Origin of the sequence: Burkholderia sp. Nafp2/4-1b, assembly GCF_003635165.1 — a bacterium.
Classification (GTDB): Bacteria; Pseudomonadota; Gammaproteobacteria; order Burkholderiales; family Burkholderiaceae; genus Burkholderia.
The window spans coordinates 106,414-120,255 of record NZ_ML058610.1 but is presented as its reverse complement, the minus strand read 5'-3'; the positions used below and the strand labels follow the sequence as shown (position 1 = coordinate 120,255).

Here is a 13,842-nt window from a genome sequence, read left to right as displayed (position 1 = left end):
GTCAGCGGCGGGCAAGCGCGGCGAGTTCCTGCCAGGAGTTGGCATTGTAAAACGCACGCTCGTCGCGAAACTCGACTTCGACCGTCTTGTGGCGTGCGTACCACGCACGCACCTTGCGCTCGCCGGCCGCGAGCGCGGCGGCCAGATCGTCGGCGAGCGACGCGCGCAGCAGCGCGAAGGTCGGCTGCGGCGAACGCGCGTGTTGCGTGTCGACGGTCACCGCCATCGCGATGTCCGCGTGCCGCGCGTCGAGCGCCGCGTGCAACCGCGCAACGAGGTCGGCCGGCAAATACGGCGTATCGCACGGCGAACATGCGACGAGCGGTGCGCGCGCGGCCCGCATGCCGGCGAGCAGGCCCGCGAGCGGGCCGGGGAAATCGGTGGTTTCGTCGGCGACGACGCGCGCGTCGAACGGTGCACCGAGCTCCACGTAGCGATCGGCGTTGCGATTCGCGCTGATCAGCATCTCGTCGACCTGCGGCGACAGCCGGCGCAGCACGTGCAGCGCGAGCGGCGTGCCGTCGAGCAGCTGCAGGCCCTTGTCGGCGCCGTCCATGCGCGTCGCTCGGCCGCCCGCGAGCAGCAGGCCGGTAATGGTAATGGACGGCGAAGGGGAAGGCGGAGGCGAAGGGGAAGCGGTCATCGCGGGAAGGCGGGGCGGGCGGCGCGCGTCAGCCGCCGATGTACGACATTTCGACGCGCTTGCCGGCGCCGTCGGGCGCGACGTCGCCGGCCGCGCTGCCGCGCAGCTGCGAATAGCGGTCGGTGCGGGCCTGCCAGATCCGGGCGATCGCGGTCGCGATCTCGGCGTCGCTGGCGCCGCCGCGCACCAGCGCGCGCAAGTCATGGCCCGTCGACGCAAATAAGCACAGGTACAGCTTGCCTTCGGTCGACAGCCGGGCGCGCGTGCAGTCGCCGCAGAAGGCCTGCGTGACGCTCGAGATCACGCCGATCTCGCCGCTGCCGTCCGCATAGCCCCAGCGCTGCGCGGTTTCGGCCGCCGTGTGCGGCTCGAGCGGCACGAGCGGGAAGTGCTCGGCGATCCGCGCGACGACGTCCGCGGACGGCAGCACTTCGGTCATGTTCCAGCCGTTCGACGTGCCGACGTCCATGTATTCGATGAAGCGCAGGATCACGCCGGTGCCGCGGAAGCGCTCGGCCATCGGCAGGATCTCGCTGTCATTGGTGCCGCGCTTCACGACCATGTTGACCTTGACGGGCGCGAGGCCCGCGGCCTGTGCGGCGAAGATGCCGTCGAGCACGTCGGCGCTCGCGAAATCGGCGTCGTTCATGCGCTTGAAGAGCGTGTCGTCGAGCGCGTCGAGGCTGACCGTCACGCGCGTGAGGCCGGCGTCCTTCAGCGCGCGCGCCTTGCGCGCGAGCAGCGAGCCGTTGGTGGTGAGCGTCAGGTCGAGCGGGCGGCCGTCATGGGTCGTCAGGTGCGCGAGGCGCTCGATCAGGAATTCGAGGTTCTTGCGCAGCAGCGGCTCGCCACCGGTGATCCGGATCTTTTCGACGCCGTGTGCGACGAAGAGGCGCGCCACGCGCTCGATCTCCTCGTGCGTGAGCAGCGCGCTGTGCGGCAGGAACGGGTAGTTCTTGTCGAACACGTCCCGCGGCATGCAGTACACGCAGCGGAAGTTGCAGCGGTCCGTCACCGAGATGCGCAGGTCGCGCAGCGGCCGGGCGAACGTGTCGGCCAGGGCGCCGTCAGGCATATGCGCGGCGCCGGAGATATCCGGCATCCCGCTGACGTCGGCGAGAGGAATGATGCGTCGGGACATGTTGAAAGATGTGCGGGCCAAGCCTCTATTTTAGCCGCAAGCGGCTGGCCGGGCCGGTGGGCGGAAACCCGCAGCGCGGACATGAAAAAGCCCGCCGGAGGCGGGCTTTTCCTGTCGGGCGACGCGCCGCTTAACGGTGCGACGTTTCGACCTGCTGCATCGGGGTCGCGTCGGCCGGCGGCAGCGCCTTGCGTTCGCGCGGCACGCGGGCCGGACGCGGCAGGCGCGACGCGGCTTCCTGGGCAGCGCGGAACTTGTCGGCGTCCGTGTTCACCCACACGAGGCCAGCCTGTTCCAGCACGACGTCGAGGTTCGCCGAAGCGGGCGCAGCAGCCGGTTGAACCGGTGCCGGCGCCGGAGCCGGAGCGGCTTCGACCGGAGCGGCTTCGACCGGAGCCGGTTCAACGTGACCCGGTTCAACGTGAGCCGGTTCGGCGGCTGCCGGCGCGGCTTGCGCTGCGACGACCGGGGCCGGTGCAGCTTGCTCGACGGGCGCCGGTTGCGGCGCTTCGGCGGCTGCCGGCGCGGCCGGCACTTCGAACGCATCGGTCGGCGACACCGCGACCGGGGCCGGACCGGCTTCCGCGGCTTCCGACGCGGCGGCCGGAGCGACCGGTGCCGATTCGGCCGCCGGAGCGACCGGAGCCACCGGAGCGACTGAAGCGACCGGAGCGGGCTCGATCGGCGCGACCGGCGTCGCTTCGACGCGAACCGGTGCCGCTTGCGGCTCGACTGCGGCCGGTGCGACCGCTTCGGCACGCTGCTCGACTGCCGTTTCGGCGACGACTGCGCCTGCTGCTGCGACCGCTGCCGCCACGACCGGCGCGGCCGTATGGGCCGGTTCGATCGCGCGCGGGGCTTCCGCCGTCACGGCCTGCACGGCGGCTTCGCCGTTCTCGGCTTGCTCGCCTTGCTCGGCGTGCTCGCCGACTGCGCCTTCGTCCTCGCGCTCGCGACGACCACCGCGGCGGCCGCGGCGGCGACGGCGACGTTCCTCGCCGTCACGTGCGCCGGCTTCCGCGTCGACAGCGACATCGGCGCCCGGCAGGGCGACTGCGGCGGCCTGGTCGGCTTCCGCTTCCGGATGGTTCTCGCCACGGGTGACGGTCTCGAGCGTAGCCGCGTGTTGCGTCGGCTTGCGGCGCTCGCCGCGTTCGCGACGTTCGCCGCGCTCCTGACGCTCGCCGCGGCCGGCTGCCTCGACGGCTTCCGGCTGCTCGGTGCGCTCTCGCGGTTCACGGTTCTCGCGCGGTTCGCGCGGCTCACGGCTTTCACGCGGCTCGCGGGCTTCGCGCGGTTCGCGACCTTCGCGCGGGCCACGGCCCTCGCGACCTTCGCGGCCCTCACGACCTTCACGGCCTTCGCGCGGCTCGCGGCCTTCGCGCGGTTCGCGACCCTCACGCGGTTCACGCGGCTCGCGTACTTCCTTGCCTTCGCGTTCCTGGCGCGGCGACTGGCCGCGGCCTGCCGCTACCTGGTCGCGACCGCCCTGAGCCTGCTGGGCGCCGCCACGACGGTTGCGGTTGCGATCGCCGCCACGTTGCTCGGTCTTCTCGGTCCGCTCGCGGGCCGGACGCGCAGCCTGTTCCTTGGCCGGTGCCGGTGCAACCGGCGCGGGCGCCGGAGCCGGCGACATGCCGAACAGGCCCTTCAGCCAGCCGACGAAGCCGCCGCTCGCCGCTGCGACCGGCGCGGGGGCCGGAGCCGGCGCGGGCGCTGCCTCGACCGCGCGCTGCGGTGCCGGGCTCTCGGGCGTGATGCCCTTGACCGCTGCTTCCTGCTTCGGCTTCACGTCGGCTGCGCGCTTGCTGTAGCCGGTTTCCGACTCCAGTTCGCGGGCGGCTTCCTCGGCCATCTTCCACGACGCACGCGGATCGTCGAGGCGCGCGTCGTCGTGGCGCAGGCGCTCGAGCTTGTAGTGCGGCGTATCGAGGTGCTTGTTCGGGATCAGCACGATGCCGACCTTGAAGCGCGACTCGATCTTGTTGATTTCCTGACGCTTTTCGTTGAGCAGGAAGGCGGTCACCTCGACCGGCACCTGGCAGTGGATCGCCGCGGTGTTTTCCTTCATCGCTTCTTCCTGAATGATCCGCAGGACCTGCAGCGCGGACGATTCGGTATCGCGGATGTGGCCGGTGCCGTTACAGCGCGGGCACGTCACGTGGCTGCCTTCCGACAGGGCCGGACGCAGGCGCTGGCGCGACAGCTCCATCAGGCCGAAGCGGGAGATCTTGCCCATCTGCACGCGCGCACGGTCGTGCTTGAGCGCATCCTTCAGGCGTTGCTCGACTTCGCGTTGGCTCTTGGCCGACTCCATGTCGATGAAGTCGATCACGATCAGGCCGCCGAGGTCGCGCAGGCGCAGCTGGCGGGCCACTTCGTCGGCCGCTTCGAGGTTCGTGCGGGTCGCCGTTTCCTCGATGTCCGCGCCCTTGGTCGCGCGCGCCGAGTTCACGTCGATCGCGACGAGCGCTTCGGTGTGGTCGATCACGATCGCGCCGCCCGACGGCAGCGGTACCGTGCGCGAGTACGCGGTCTCGATCTGGTGCTCGATCTGAAAGCGGGAGAAGAGCGGCACGTCGTCGTGGTAGCGCTTCACCTTCGCGACGTTGTCCGGCATCACGATGTCCATGAACGCACGGGCCTGATCATGGATTTCGTTCGTATCGATCAGGATTTCGCCGATATCGGGCTGGAAATAGTCCCGGATCGCGCGGATCACGAGGCTCGATTCCAGATAGATCAGCATCGGCTGGCCGGCATTGCCGCTTTGCGACGCCGCTTCGATCGCGCGCCACAGCTGCAGCAGGTAGTTCAGGTCCCACTGCAGTTCCTCGGCGCTGCGGCCGATGCCCGCGGTACGGGCGATCATGCTCATGCCGTCCGGAATCTGCAGCTGCGCCATGGTTTCGCGCAGTTCCTGGCGCTCGTCGCCTTCGATCCGGCGCGACACGCCGCCGCCACGCGGGTTGTTCGGCATCAGAACAAGGTAGCGGCCGGCCAGCGAGATGAAGGTCGTGAGGGCAGCGCCCTTGTTGCCACGCTCTTCCTTCTCCACCTGGACGATCAGCTCCTGGCCTTCGCGCAGGGCATCCTGAATGCGCGCGGAGCGCATGTCGATGCCTTCCTTGAAGTACTGGCGCGCGACTTCCTTGAACGGCAGGAAGCCGTGGCGGTCTTCGCCGTAGTTGACGAAGCACGCTTCGAGCGACGGCTCGATGCGCGTGATGACACCCTTGTAGATATTGCCTTTGCGCTGTTCGCGCCCGGCTGTCTCGATGTCGATGTCGATGAGCTTTTGCCCATCGACGATGGCGACGCGCAGCTCCTCCTGCTGCGTCGCATTGAACAGCATGCGTTTCATGAACGACTCCAGGCGGCTCTGCTGCCGGCGCCTCGCGGTTGTCAGTCGCGAGGGCGGGAACGACGGCAGGCCGCGCCTTGTTGTGTTGTCACAAGCACGCTGGAGCGGGAAGGATGGCGGGGAGAATTGCCTGAAGAGGCGCTTGGGCCCGAAAGACGGGGCCGGCGGCCATAGGGCACCTGCGAACACGGCTTCAAAGCACGGCGTCCACACACCGCACGCTGCGAAAGCGCGCTAAGCCTGAGACCGGGGCACTGCCACGGAGCGCGCGCAATGGGTCGCGCGCGCCGACCGGGCGGCAGATGCTGCGGCTTGGGCCGCAGCGGGGAGTATCGAATCCAGCCCGACTTTCCCGCCTGGGGTGTACTTCCCTGGTTTGACGTCGCCAAGCCCCGCACGCTTCGCGGGGCCAAATCGGGCGCAACGCCGTAATTTTCGCAACCGGCAGCCTGCGGACGCACTTCGCGCCGTCGGGCTGCCGATCAAATTCTTTTCAACCAACTTTCCGTTACCGCGGCGCCTGATCGACCGAATCCGCCTGTGGGCGCGATCCTTGCCGACGGCGGCGCCGTGCGTGCAACTTGCTGCATCTCTTTGATTAGGGGCGAGCAGCAGACCCCCGGCGCAAGTAAAATAGCAGTTTGCGCTTGCGCCTTGCCCGATTCCGTCGGGGCCGGCCTGTCAGGCCACCCTTCAACGTCAGGCTGGGCAAAATTATATTCAGTATGAATGAGTTAGGCAAAATATCCCAGAATTCAGTCGCAAGCGGCCAGGTATCGATGATCCAGATCGACGAAAACTCGGCCGGTCAGCGGATCGACAACTTCCTGTTGCGCGTCTGTAAAGGCGTGCCCAAGAGCCATATCTACCGGATCCTGCGCAGTGGCGAAGTGCGCGTCAACAAGGGTCGGGTCGACGCGCAGTACCGCCTCGCGTTCGGTGACATCGTCCGCGTGCCGCCCGTGCGCGTGGCGGCGGCCGACCTTGCCCGCGCCGACACGCCGATCGTGCCGCCCGCGCAGTTCGACGTGCTGTTCGAAGACGACGCGATGCTCGTCATCAACAAGCCGGCCGGCGTCGCGGTGCACGGCGGGAGCGGCGTCGCGTTCGGCGTGATCGAGCAGATGCGCCAGGCGCGCCCGCATGCGAAATTCCTCGAACTCGTGCACCGGCTCGACCGCGAGACGTCCGGGATCCTGATGCTCGCGAAAAAGCGCTCGGCGCTCGTCGGCCTGCACGAGCAGATCCGCGAAAACCGGATGGACAAGCGCTATTTCGCGTGCGGACACGGCGAATGGCAGCCCGACTGGGGCCGCCGGCGCGCAGTGAAGGCGCCGCTGTTCAAGTATTTGACCCCGGAAGGCGAGCGGCGCGTGCGGGTGCAGGACGACGGCCTGGCGTCGCACACCGTGTTCAACCTGCTCGAGCGCTGGCCCGATTACGCGCTCGTCGAGGCGGAACTCAAGACGGGCCGCACCCATCAGATCCGTGTGCACCTCGCGCATCTCGGTCTGCCGATCGCCGGCGACGCCAAGTATGGCGATTTCGCGCTGAACAAGGCGCTGGCGCGCGCGAACGCGCAGCCGTCGCTGAAACGGATGTTCCTGCATGCGCACCGGCTGAAGCTCGCGCACCCGCTGACCGGCGAGGCGCTGCAGTTCGACGCGCCGCTGCCGGACGAGTGCCAGCGCTTCCTCGATCAACTCCGCGCTTTGCGCGATACCGCCTGACTCGCATGGCTCGACAGCAATTTGACCTGATCGTCTTCGACTGGGACGGCACGCTGATGGATTCGACTGCGCACATCGCGCACAGCATCCAGGCCGCTTGCCGCGATCTCGGCCTACCCACGCCGTCCGACGAGGCGTCCCGCTACGTGATCGGCCTCGGCCTGCGCGATGCGCTGCAAATTACCGCTCCGACCCTCGATCCGTCCGACTATTCGCGGCTGGCGGAACGTTATCGCTTTCACTATCTGCTCGACGACCAGCGCATCGAGCTGTTCGCCGGCGTGCGCGAACTGCTCACGGAATTGCGCGACACGGGCTACCTGCTCGCCGTCGCGACCGGCAAGGGCCGGGTGGGGCTGAACCGCGTGCTCGACCAGTCGAAGCTGACGAGCCTGTTCGACGCGACGCGCTGCGCGGACGAGACGTTCTCCAAGCCGCACCCGGCGATGCTGCACGAGCTGTCCCGTGAACTGGGGCAGGATCTCGCGCGCACCGTGATGATCGGCGACACCACGCACGACCTGCAGATGGCCGCGAGCGCGGGGGCGGCGGGCGTCGGCGTCGCGTACGGCGCGCACACGGCCGATGCGCTGGCCGCGCTGACGCCGCGCTTCGTCGCGCCGGACGTCGTCGCGCTGGGCGCATGGCTGCGGGAGCACGCATGAGCGCGGCGGACGCCGTACGCGTGTGCGCGTCGGACGCGCTCGTCGACAGCGGCGCCGGCGTGCGCGTCGACGCGACGCTGCGCGGCGAAGAGGCCGTCGTGTTCTTCGTGCGCTACGACGGCCGTGCATACGGCTACCTGAACCGCTGCGCGCACGTGCCGATGGAGCTCGACTGGGCCGAAGGGCAGTTCTTCGAGTCGTCGGGCCTGTACCTGATGTGCGCGACGCACGGCGCGATCTACGCGCCGGATACCGGCAAGTGCGTCGGCGGCCCGTGCCGCGGCGGTCGCCTGCGGCCGGTCGAGGTCGACGAGCGCGACACGCCGGACGGGCGTGCGGTATTCTGGGTGCCCGATGCCGACCTGCGTCCTGCCGCGCCAACTCCTCCCGCCACGACCGACTGACGACCCGACTGACGACACCACCGCATGGCCGACCAACCGAATACCCCTGATTCCTCGTCCCGTCCCGACAGCCGCGAACCGAACTGGGAGCGCGCGGCGCTCGAGCGGATCGCGCTCGCGGCCGTCAAGGAACAGCGCGCGGCGCGGCGCTGGAAGATCTTCTTCCGCTTCGCGTTCCTCGGCGTGTTCGTGCTGTTCGCGTTCGCGCTGATCGATTTCTCGAGCGACTCGAAGTTTTCGGCGAGCGGCCGCCACACGGCGCTCGTGACGATCGACGGCGAGATCGCGGCCGGCACCAACGCGAACGCCGACGACATCAACACCGCGCTCGATGCCGCGTTCGACGACAGCGGCACGGTCGGCGTCGTGCTGCGGATCAACAGCCCGGGCGGCAGCCCCGTGCAGGCCGGGATGGTGTACGACGAGATCCGCCGGCTGCGCACGAAGTATCCGGACAAGCCGCTGTACGTGGTCGTGACCGACATGTGCGCGTCGGGCGGCTATTACATCGCGTCCGCCGCCGACAAGATCTTCGTCGACAAGGCGAGCATCATCGGCTCGATCGGCGTGCTGATGGACGGTTTCGGCTTCACCGGCCTGATGGGCAAGCTCGGCGTCGACCGCCGCCTGCACACGTCGGGTGAAAACAAGGGCTTCTACGATCCGTTCTCGCCCGAGACGCCGAAGATGGACGCCCATGCGCAGGAACTGCTCGACCAGGTCCATGCGCAGTTCATCAAGGCCGTGAAGGAGGGCCGCGGCAAGCGGCTGCATGAAACGCCCGACATGTTCTCGGGTCTGTTCTGGACGGGTGAGAAGAGCGTCGAGCTCGGGCTGGCCGACGGCTACGGCACGACCGACACGGTCGCGCGCGACGTGCTGAAGGCGCCGGATCAGGTCGACTATACGGTGAAGGAAAGCCTGACGAACCGCGTCGCGCGCAAGTTCGGCGCGGCGGTCGGCGGTGCGGCGATGAAGGCGCTCGCCGCGGGCGGCGCATCGTTCAGCCTGCGCTGAGCGACGGCCGGCGCGGCGGTGAACGGGGCCGGGCGCCCCGTGCCGCGAAGTTGCCGCGCGGGCGTACCGTCAGTTCGCGAGCAGCAGGAAGATGGCGGGGCGCTTCTGCAGATTGGGCGCGGGCGCCTTTTTCCAGTCGGCCGCCGAGCGGCTCGCGATCGTCTCGGTTTCGAGGGTAAGGTCGGCCGCGACGCAGATCTGCGTCGACGGCGCGCAGGTCGCGACGAGCGTGTCCAGCATCGCCTGGTTGCGGTACGGCGTCTCGATGAAGATCTGCGTCTGGCGGCCCTTGCGCGACACCTGCTCGAGTTCGCGCAGGCGTTTCGCGCGCGCGGCCGCATCGACCGGCAGATAGCCGTTGAACGCAAAGCTCTGGCCGTTCAGGCCCGACGCCATCAGCGCGAGCAGGATCGAACTCGGCCCGACGAGCGGCACGACCTTCACGCCGCGCTCGTGCGCACGGCGCACCAGCAGCGCGCCTGGGTCGGCAACGGCCGGGCAGCCGGCTTCGGATACGAGCCCGGCGTCCGCGCCCGAAAGCACCGGTGCGAGCAGCCGGTCGATCTCGCCGGCCGGCGTGTTGACGTTCAGCTCGCGGATTTCGATTTCCTGGATCGGCCGCGTCGTGCCGATCTTCTTCAGGAACGCGCGGGTCGTTTTCGCGTTTTCGCCGATGTAATAGCCGAGCGTGCCGGCGCGCGCCTGCACGGCTGCGGGGAGCACGGCGGCGAGCATCGATGCGTCGCCGTCGCCGAGCGTGTTCGGGACGAGATAGAGCGTGCCGGCGGTCATGTGCGGTCTCCTTGGGGTGCGAACAGCGGATAACCGACGGCGCGCAGCATCCGCGTGAGCGCGATCAGCGGCAGGCCGACGAGCGCCGTCGGGTCGTTGGAATCGATCGCGTCGAGCAGCGCGATACCGAGCCCTTCGGATTTCGCGCTGCCGGCGACGTCGTACGGCGTTTCCGCGCGCAGGTACGCATCGAGTTCGGTTTCGGGCAGCGAGCGGAAGCGCACGTGCGTGACGACATCCTCGCTCTGCGTTTCGCCGGTGCGGCTGTCATACAGGCTGAGCGCGCTGTGGAACTCGACGTCGCGGCCCTGCATCGACAGGAGTTGCGCGAGCGCGCGTTCGTGAGTGCCCGGCTTGCCGATCTGGAGGCCGTCGAACGTCGCGACCTGGTCCGACCCGATCACGAGCACGCCGTCCGGCGCATCGATCGTCGCGGCGACCGCGCGGGCCTTCGCGCCGGCGAGGCGCAGTGCGGTAGCGGCCGGCGTTTCGCCCGCGAGCGGGGTTTCGTCGAGGTCGGGCGACACGACGTCGAACCGCAGGCCGAGGCGCTCGAGGAGAGTGCGGCGGTAGCGGGAACTGGAGGCGAGAATCAGCCGCGGCTGGCGGCAAACGGTATCCGGCATGGTCGGTTGGGTCGGTGAGTCGTCGGGTGTGAAGCGGTGTTGCGAGGGCGCAAGCATAAGTGATTGACCGCAAAAGGTAAAACAGGTATGCTTTCCCGCTTTTCGTCGGCAGGCTTTCGCTGTGGTGGCGCCTGCCGGGTCTTCGGAAGTAAAGTACGTCAATCGGACGTGGCGTAGATCACGTGCGTGGGCAGCGCCAGATGAGCGGCGCCCGACAAGCCGGATCCCGCAAGTCAGCCTGTAGGCAGGAGCGCAACATGAACACTTCTTCTGGCAAGCCGGCGGCATCGCTTGATCCGCACGCAGTCGATCTGTTCGAATTCGCCCGCAGCGGGCGGCAGGCAGCCGGCGCGGTGCGCCTGGCGCAACTGCCGCGCATGTTGAACGAAGTGCCGGCGGACGCGCCCGATCGCGACACGGTCTTCACGTGGCAGGCGGAAGGGTTCACCCAGAAGGAGTTGCAGGACGACGGCGCCGATGGGCAGCAGCCGTATCTGCGGCTCGCGGTGCACGGCCATGCATGGCTCACGTGCCAGCGCTGCGTGACCCCGTACGACCAGACGTTCGACGTCGACATGACGTACCGGGTCGTTGCGACCGAAGACGAAGCTGAAGAATTTCCGCTCGACGACGATGAAGCCGATGTGATCGTGGGTTCACGCCAGTTCGATCTCGTCGACTTGATCGAAGAGGAATTGCTGCTTTCGTTGCCGCTCGTGCCCAGGCACGAGGTTTGCCCGGCAGTTCACGAAAGCCTCGTGTCGGGTGCGAGCGGTCCTTCGGAAGACGCGGACGACGAGTCCGCCGAAGACGAGGACGAAGGCAAACGGCCGAATCCGTTCGCAGCGCTGGAAGCGCTGAAGAAGGACGGGGACGGCAACAAGAAACACTAAGCAGTTGTGGCGCGGGAAGGCGTAAGGGCTTTGGGCCAGGGTAGTTAAGCGCCGGATCGGGCTGTGTTAGAATCCGGAAAATTATTTAGGAGTTAGTCATGGCAGTCCAGCAAAACAAGAAGTCGCCGTCGAAGCGCGGCATGCATCGTTCGCACGATTTCCTGACGGCAGCGCCGCTGGCAGTCGAGCCGAGCACGGGTGAAGTGCACCTGCGTCACCACGTCAGCCCGAACGGCTACTATCGCGGCAAGAAAGTCGTCAAGACGAAGAACGACTAAGCGTCAAGTCACGCGTTGCGCGCTACGCTGGCCGTTCGCGTGACAACTGGTTCGCTTGACACTTTCCTGGCTCAACAAAAAGGCGGCATTCAACTGCCGCTTTTTTGTGCCTGAAATTCGTCGCATTCCATGACCGTAAAGCTCACAATCGATTGCATGGGAGGCGACCACGGCCCGTCCGTGACCGTTCCCGCGGCAGTCAAGTTCGTCCGCGCGCATCCTGATGCGCACCTGATGCTCGTCGGCATCGAAAGCGCGATCCGCGCTCAGCTGAAAAAGCTGAAAGCCCTCGACGATCCCGCGCTGACCATCGTGCCCGCCACCGAAGTCGTGGCGATGGACGACCCTGTCGAAGTGGCGCTGCGCAAGAAGAAGGATTCTTCGATGCGTGTCGCGCTCAACCACGTCAAGGAAGGCGCGGCCCAGGCCTGTATTTCCGCCGGCAACACCGGCGCGCTGATGGCCGTTTCCCGTTATGTGCTCAAGACGCTGCCCGGCATCGAGCGGCCTGCGATCGCGTTCGCGCTGCCGAACCCGACCGGCTACACGATGATGCTGGACCTCGGCGCGAACGTCGACTGCGAGCCGCAGCACCTGCTGCAGTTCGCGGAGATGGGGCACGCGCTCGTCGCCGCGCTCGAAGGCAAGGAGCGTCCGACGATCGGCCTTCTGAACATCGGCGAAGAGGTCATCAAGGGCAACGAGACGATCAAGCGCGCAGGCGAACTGCTGCGCGCCAGCACGCTGAATTTCCGCGGCAACGTCGAAGGCAACGACATCTACAAGGGCACGGTCGACGTGATCGTGTGCGACGGCTTCGTCGGCAACGTCGCGCTGAAGACGTCTGAAGGGCTCGCGCAGATGCTGTCCGACATCATCCGCGAAGAGTTCGGCCGATCGCTGATGTCGAAATTCATGGCGTTGCTCGCGCTGCCGGTGCTGATGCGTTTCAAGAAGCGCGTCGACCATCGCCAGTACAACGGCGCGGCGCTGCTGGGGCTGAAAAGCCTCGTGATCAAAAGCCACGGTTCGGCCGATGCCTACGCGTTTGAGTGGGCGATCAAACGCGGGTATGATGCCGTCAAAAACGGCGTGCTGGAGCGCCTCACGCGCGCGATGGCGGATAATTCGGTGTCGCTCGGCGACGGCGAACACGACGCGGGCGGCGCGGGCCAGACGAGCCCTGCCGCAGGCCATCACGCCGAACCTTCCGCTGCGCAATCCTCTAAAGCATAAATGGCCCAATCGACTCTCTATTCCCGCGTGCTCGGCACGGGCAGCTATCTGCCGCCCGACCGCGTCACGAACCAGCAGCTCGCCGATCGTCTCGCGAAGGAAGGCATCGAGACGAGCGATGAGTGGATCGTTGCGCGTACGGGCATCCACGCGCGCCATTTCGCCGCACCGGACGTCACGACGAGCGATCTCGCGCTCGAAGCGGCGCGGCGCGCGATCGAGGCCGCCGACATCGATCCGCAGTCGATCGACCTGATCATCGTCGCGACTTCGACCCCCGATTTCGTGTTCCCCAGCACCGCGTGCCTGCTGCAGAACAAGCTCGGCATCAAGAGCGGCGGCGCCGCGTTCGACGTGCAGGCCGTGTGCTCGGGCTTCGCATATGCGATGGCCACGGCCGACAGCTTCATCCGCAGCGGCCAGCATCGCACGGCACTGATCGTCGGCGCGGAGACGTTCTCGCGCATTCTCGACTTCAAGGACCGCACGACCTGCGTGCTGTTCGGCGACGGCGCGGGCGCGGTGATCCTGTCCGCGTCGGAAGAGCCGGGCGTGCTGGGCAGCGCGCTGCACGCGGACGGCAGCTACTCGAACATTCTGTGCACGCCGGGCAACGTCAATCGCGGCGTGATCGACGGCAGCGCGTTCCTGTACATGGACGGGCAGGCCGTGTTCAAGCTCGCGGTCAACGTGCTCGAGAAGGTCGCGATCGAGGCGCTCGCCAAGGCGAATCTTGCGCCCGAGCAAGTCGACTGGCTGATTCCGCACCAGGCCAACATCCGCATCATGACCAGCACCTGCCGCAAGCTCGGCCTGCCGCAGGAGCGCATGGTCGTGACGGTCGACCAGCACGGCAACACGTCGGCTGCGTCGATCCCGCTGGCGCTCGACGTCGCGGTGCGCGACGGTCGCATCCAGCGCGGTCAGCACGTGCTGATCGAAGGCGTCGGCGGCGGCTTCACCTGGGGCGCGTCGGTCTTCCGCTTCTGATCCGCGGCGCGCAACTGCTGCGCGCGGATCCCGAACCGGCGCGCCGTTCGCGCGCGCCGTCCG

General features: G+C 67.7%; 13 protein-coding genes. 8 read left to right on the top strand and 5 right to left on the bottom strand.

All coding sequences use genetic code 11. From position 1 onward, the window contains the following. Window position 1: 1 nt before the first annotated feature. The 3 genes from mobA to C7H84_RS20580 all read right to left on the bottom strand — a co-directional run bounded on the left by mobA (window position 2) and on the right by C7H84_RS20580 (window position 5,148). Complete coding sequence (gene mobA / locus C7H84_RS20590) at window positions 2-643, bottom strand: molybdenum cofactor guanylyltransferase MobA (RefSeq protein WP_121860520.1); 642 nt, start codon at window positions 641-643, stop codon at window positions 2-4. Between the two features lie 28 nt (window positions 644-671). Further along, complete coding sequence (moaA, locus tag C7H84_RS20585; protein WP_121860519.1) at window positions 672-1,784, bottom strand: GTP 3',8-cyclase MoaA; 1,113 nt, start codon at window positions 1,782-1,784, stop codon at window positions 672-674. A 130-nt stretch (window positions 1,785-1,914) separates the two neighbouring features. Further along, a complete protein-coding gene (locus C7H84_RS20580; RefSeq protein WP_121860518.1) occupies window positions 1,915-5,148 on the bottom strand; it encodes an Rne/Rng family ribonuclease in 3,234 nt (1,077 codons plus the stop codon). 725 nt (window positions 5,149-5,873) lie between these two features. Between C7H84_RS20580 and C7H84_RS20570 the strand changes: the two genes are divergently transcribed. The 4 genes from C7H84_RS20570 to C7H84_RS20555 are packed head-to-tail and all read left to right on the top strand — an operon-like array spanning window position 5,874 to window position 8,964. Next, entirely contained in the window at window positions 5,874-6,878 is a 1,005-nt protein-coding gene (locus C7H84_RS20570) for an RluA family pseudouridine synthase (RefSeq protein WP_121860517.1), read from the top strand. Between the two features lie 5 nt (window positions 6,879-6,883). After that, window positions 6,884-7,543, top strand: coding sequence for an HAD-IA family hydrolase (locus C7H84_RS20565; protein ID WP_121860516.1), 660 nt, complete (start codon window positions 6,884-6,886; stop codon window positions 7,541-7,543). Then, window positions 7,540-7,947, top strand: coding sequence for a Rieske 2Fe-2S domain-containing protein (locus tag C7H84_RS20560; protein WP_121860515.1), 408 nt, complete (start codon window positions 7,540-7,542; stop codon window positions 7,945-7,947). The genes C7H84_RS20565 and C7H84_RS20560 overlap by 4 nt, the downstream gene beginning before the upstream one ends. A 24-nt stretch (window positions 7,948-7,971) precedes the next feature. Further along, complete coding sequence (locus tag C7H84_RS20555) at window positions 7,972-8,964, top strand: S49 family peptidase (protein WP_121860514.1); 993 nt, start codon at window positions 7,972-7,974, stop codon at window positions 8,962-8,964. A gap of 69 nt (window positions 8,965-9,033) precedes the next feature. Here the strand turns inward: C7H84_RS20555 and C7H84_RS20550 are convergent, their stop codons facing one another. Both C7H84_RS20550 and C7H84_RS20545 read right to left on the bottom strand, forming a co-directional pair. Beyond that, window positions 9,034-9,756: an SAM-dependent methyltransferase gene (locus C7H84_RS20550; RefSeq protein WP_121860513.1), complete on the bottom strand. Its 723-nt coding sequence runs from the start codon at window positions 9,754-9,756 to the stop codon at window positions 9,034-9,036. Next, window positions 9,753-10,382 (bottom strand): Maf-like protein, encoded by a 630-nt coding sequence (locus C7H84_RS20545; RefSeq protein WP_121860512.1) that lies wholly within the window; start codon window positions 10,380-10,382, stop codon window positions 9,753-9,755. Before C7H84_RS20545 ends, C7H84_RS20550 begins: the two co-directional genes overlap by 4 nt. A gap of 257 nt (window positions 10,383-10,639) precedes the next feature. On the opposite strand from C7H84_RS20545, the gene C7H84_RS20540 reads away from it, so the two are divergent. The 4 genes from C7H84_RS20540 to C7H84_RS20525 all read left to right on the top strand — a co-directional run bounded on the left by C7H84_RS20540 (window position 10,640) and on the right by C7H84_RS20525 (window position 13,779). Beyond that, a complete protein-coding gene (locus C7H84_RS20540; RefSeq protein ID WP_121860511.1) occupies window positions 10,640-11,275 on the top strand; it encodes a DUF177 domain-containing protein in 636 nt (211 codons plus the stop codon). A 98-nt stretch (window positions 11,276-11,373) separates the two neighbouring features. Beyond that, window positions 11,374-11,553 (top strand): 50S ribosomal protein L32, encoded by a 180-nt coding sequence (gene rpmF, locus C7H84_RS20535; RefSeq protein WP_006051932.1) that lies wholly within the window; start codon window positions 11,374-11,376, stop codon window positions 11,551-11,553. A 129-nt stretch (window positions 11,554-11,682) separates the two neighbouring features. After that, a complete protein-coding gene (gene plsX / locus C7H84_RS20530; RefSeq protein ID WP_121860510.1) occupies window positions 11,683-12,789 on the top strand; it encodes a phosphate acyltransferase PlsX in 1,107 nt (368 codons plus the stop codon). Further along, complete coding sequence (locus tag C7H84_RS20525; protein ID WP_121860509.1) at window positions 12,790-13,779, top strand: beta-ketoacyl-ACP synthase III; 990 nt, start codon at window positions 12,790-12,792, stop codon at window positions 13,777-13,779. Window positions 13,780-13,842: the final 63 nt, after the last annotated feature.

What these genes read in the sequence shown, in the direction of transcription:
- C7H84_RS20570 (WP_121860517.1), top strand. Translation starts at nt 5,874, where the DNA reads ATGAATGAGTTAGGCAAAATATCCCAGAATTCAGTCGCAAGCGGCCAG.
- moaA (WP_121860519.1), bottom strand. Translation starts at nt 1,784, where the DNA reads ATGTCCCGACGCATCATTCCTCTCGCCGACGTCAGCGGGATGCCGGAT.
- C7H84_RS20580 (WP_121860518.1), bottom strand. Translation starts at nt 5,148, where the DNA reads ATGAAACGCATGCTGTTCAATGCGACGCAGCAGGAGGAGCTGCGCGTC.
- C7H84_RS20545 (WP_121860512.1), bottom strand. Translation starts at nt 10,382, where the DNA reads ATGCCGGATACCGTTTGCCGCCAGCCGCGGCTGATTCTCGCCTCCAGT.
- plsX (WP_121860510.1), top strand. Translation starts at nt 11,683, where the DNA reads ATGACCGTAAAGCTCACAATCGATTGCATGGGAGGCGACCACGGCCCG.
- C7H84_RS20540 (WP_121860511.1), top strand. Translation starts at nt 10,640, where the DNA reads ATGAACACTTCTTCTGGCAAGCCGGCGGCATCGCTTGATCCGCACGCA.
- C7H84_RS20555 (WP_121860514.1), top strand. Translation starts at nt 7,972, where the DNA reads ATGGCCGACCAACCGAATACCCCTGATTCCTCGTCCCGTCCCGACAGC.
- C7H84_RS20525 (WP_121860509.1), top strand. Translation starts at nt 12,790, where the DNA reads ATGGCCCAATCGACTCTCTATTCCCGCGTGCTCGGCACGGGCAGCTAT.
- rpmF (WP_006051932.1), top strand. Translation starts at nt 11,374, where the DNA reads ATGGCAGTCCAGCAAAACAAGAAGTCGCCGTCGAAGCGCGGCATGCAT.
- C7H84_RS20560 (WP_121860515.1), top strand. Translation starts at nt 7,540, where the DNA reads ATGAGCGCGGCGGACGCCGTACGCGTGTGCGCGTCGGACGCGCTCGTC.
- mobA (WP_121860520.1), bottom strand. Translation starts at nt 643, where the DNA reads ATGACCGCTTCCCCTTCGCCTCCGCCTTCCCCTTCGCCGTCCATTACC.
- C7H84_RS20550 (WP_121860513.1), bottom strand. Translation starts at nt 9,756, where the DNA reads ATGACCGCCGGCACGCTCTATCTCGTCCCGAACACGCTCGGCGACGGC.
- C7H84_RS20565 (WP_121860516.1), top strand. Translation starts at nt 6,884, where the DNA reads ATGGCTCGACAGCAATTTGACCTGATCGTCTTCGACTGGGACGGCACG.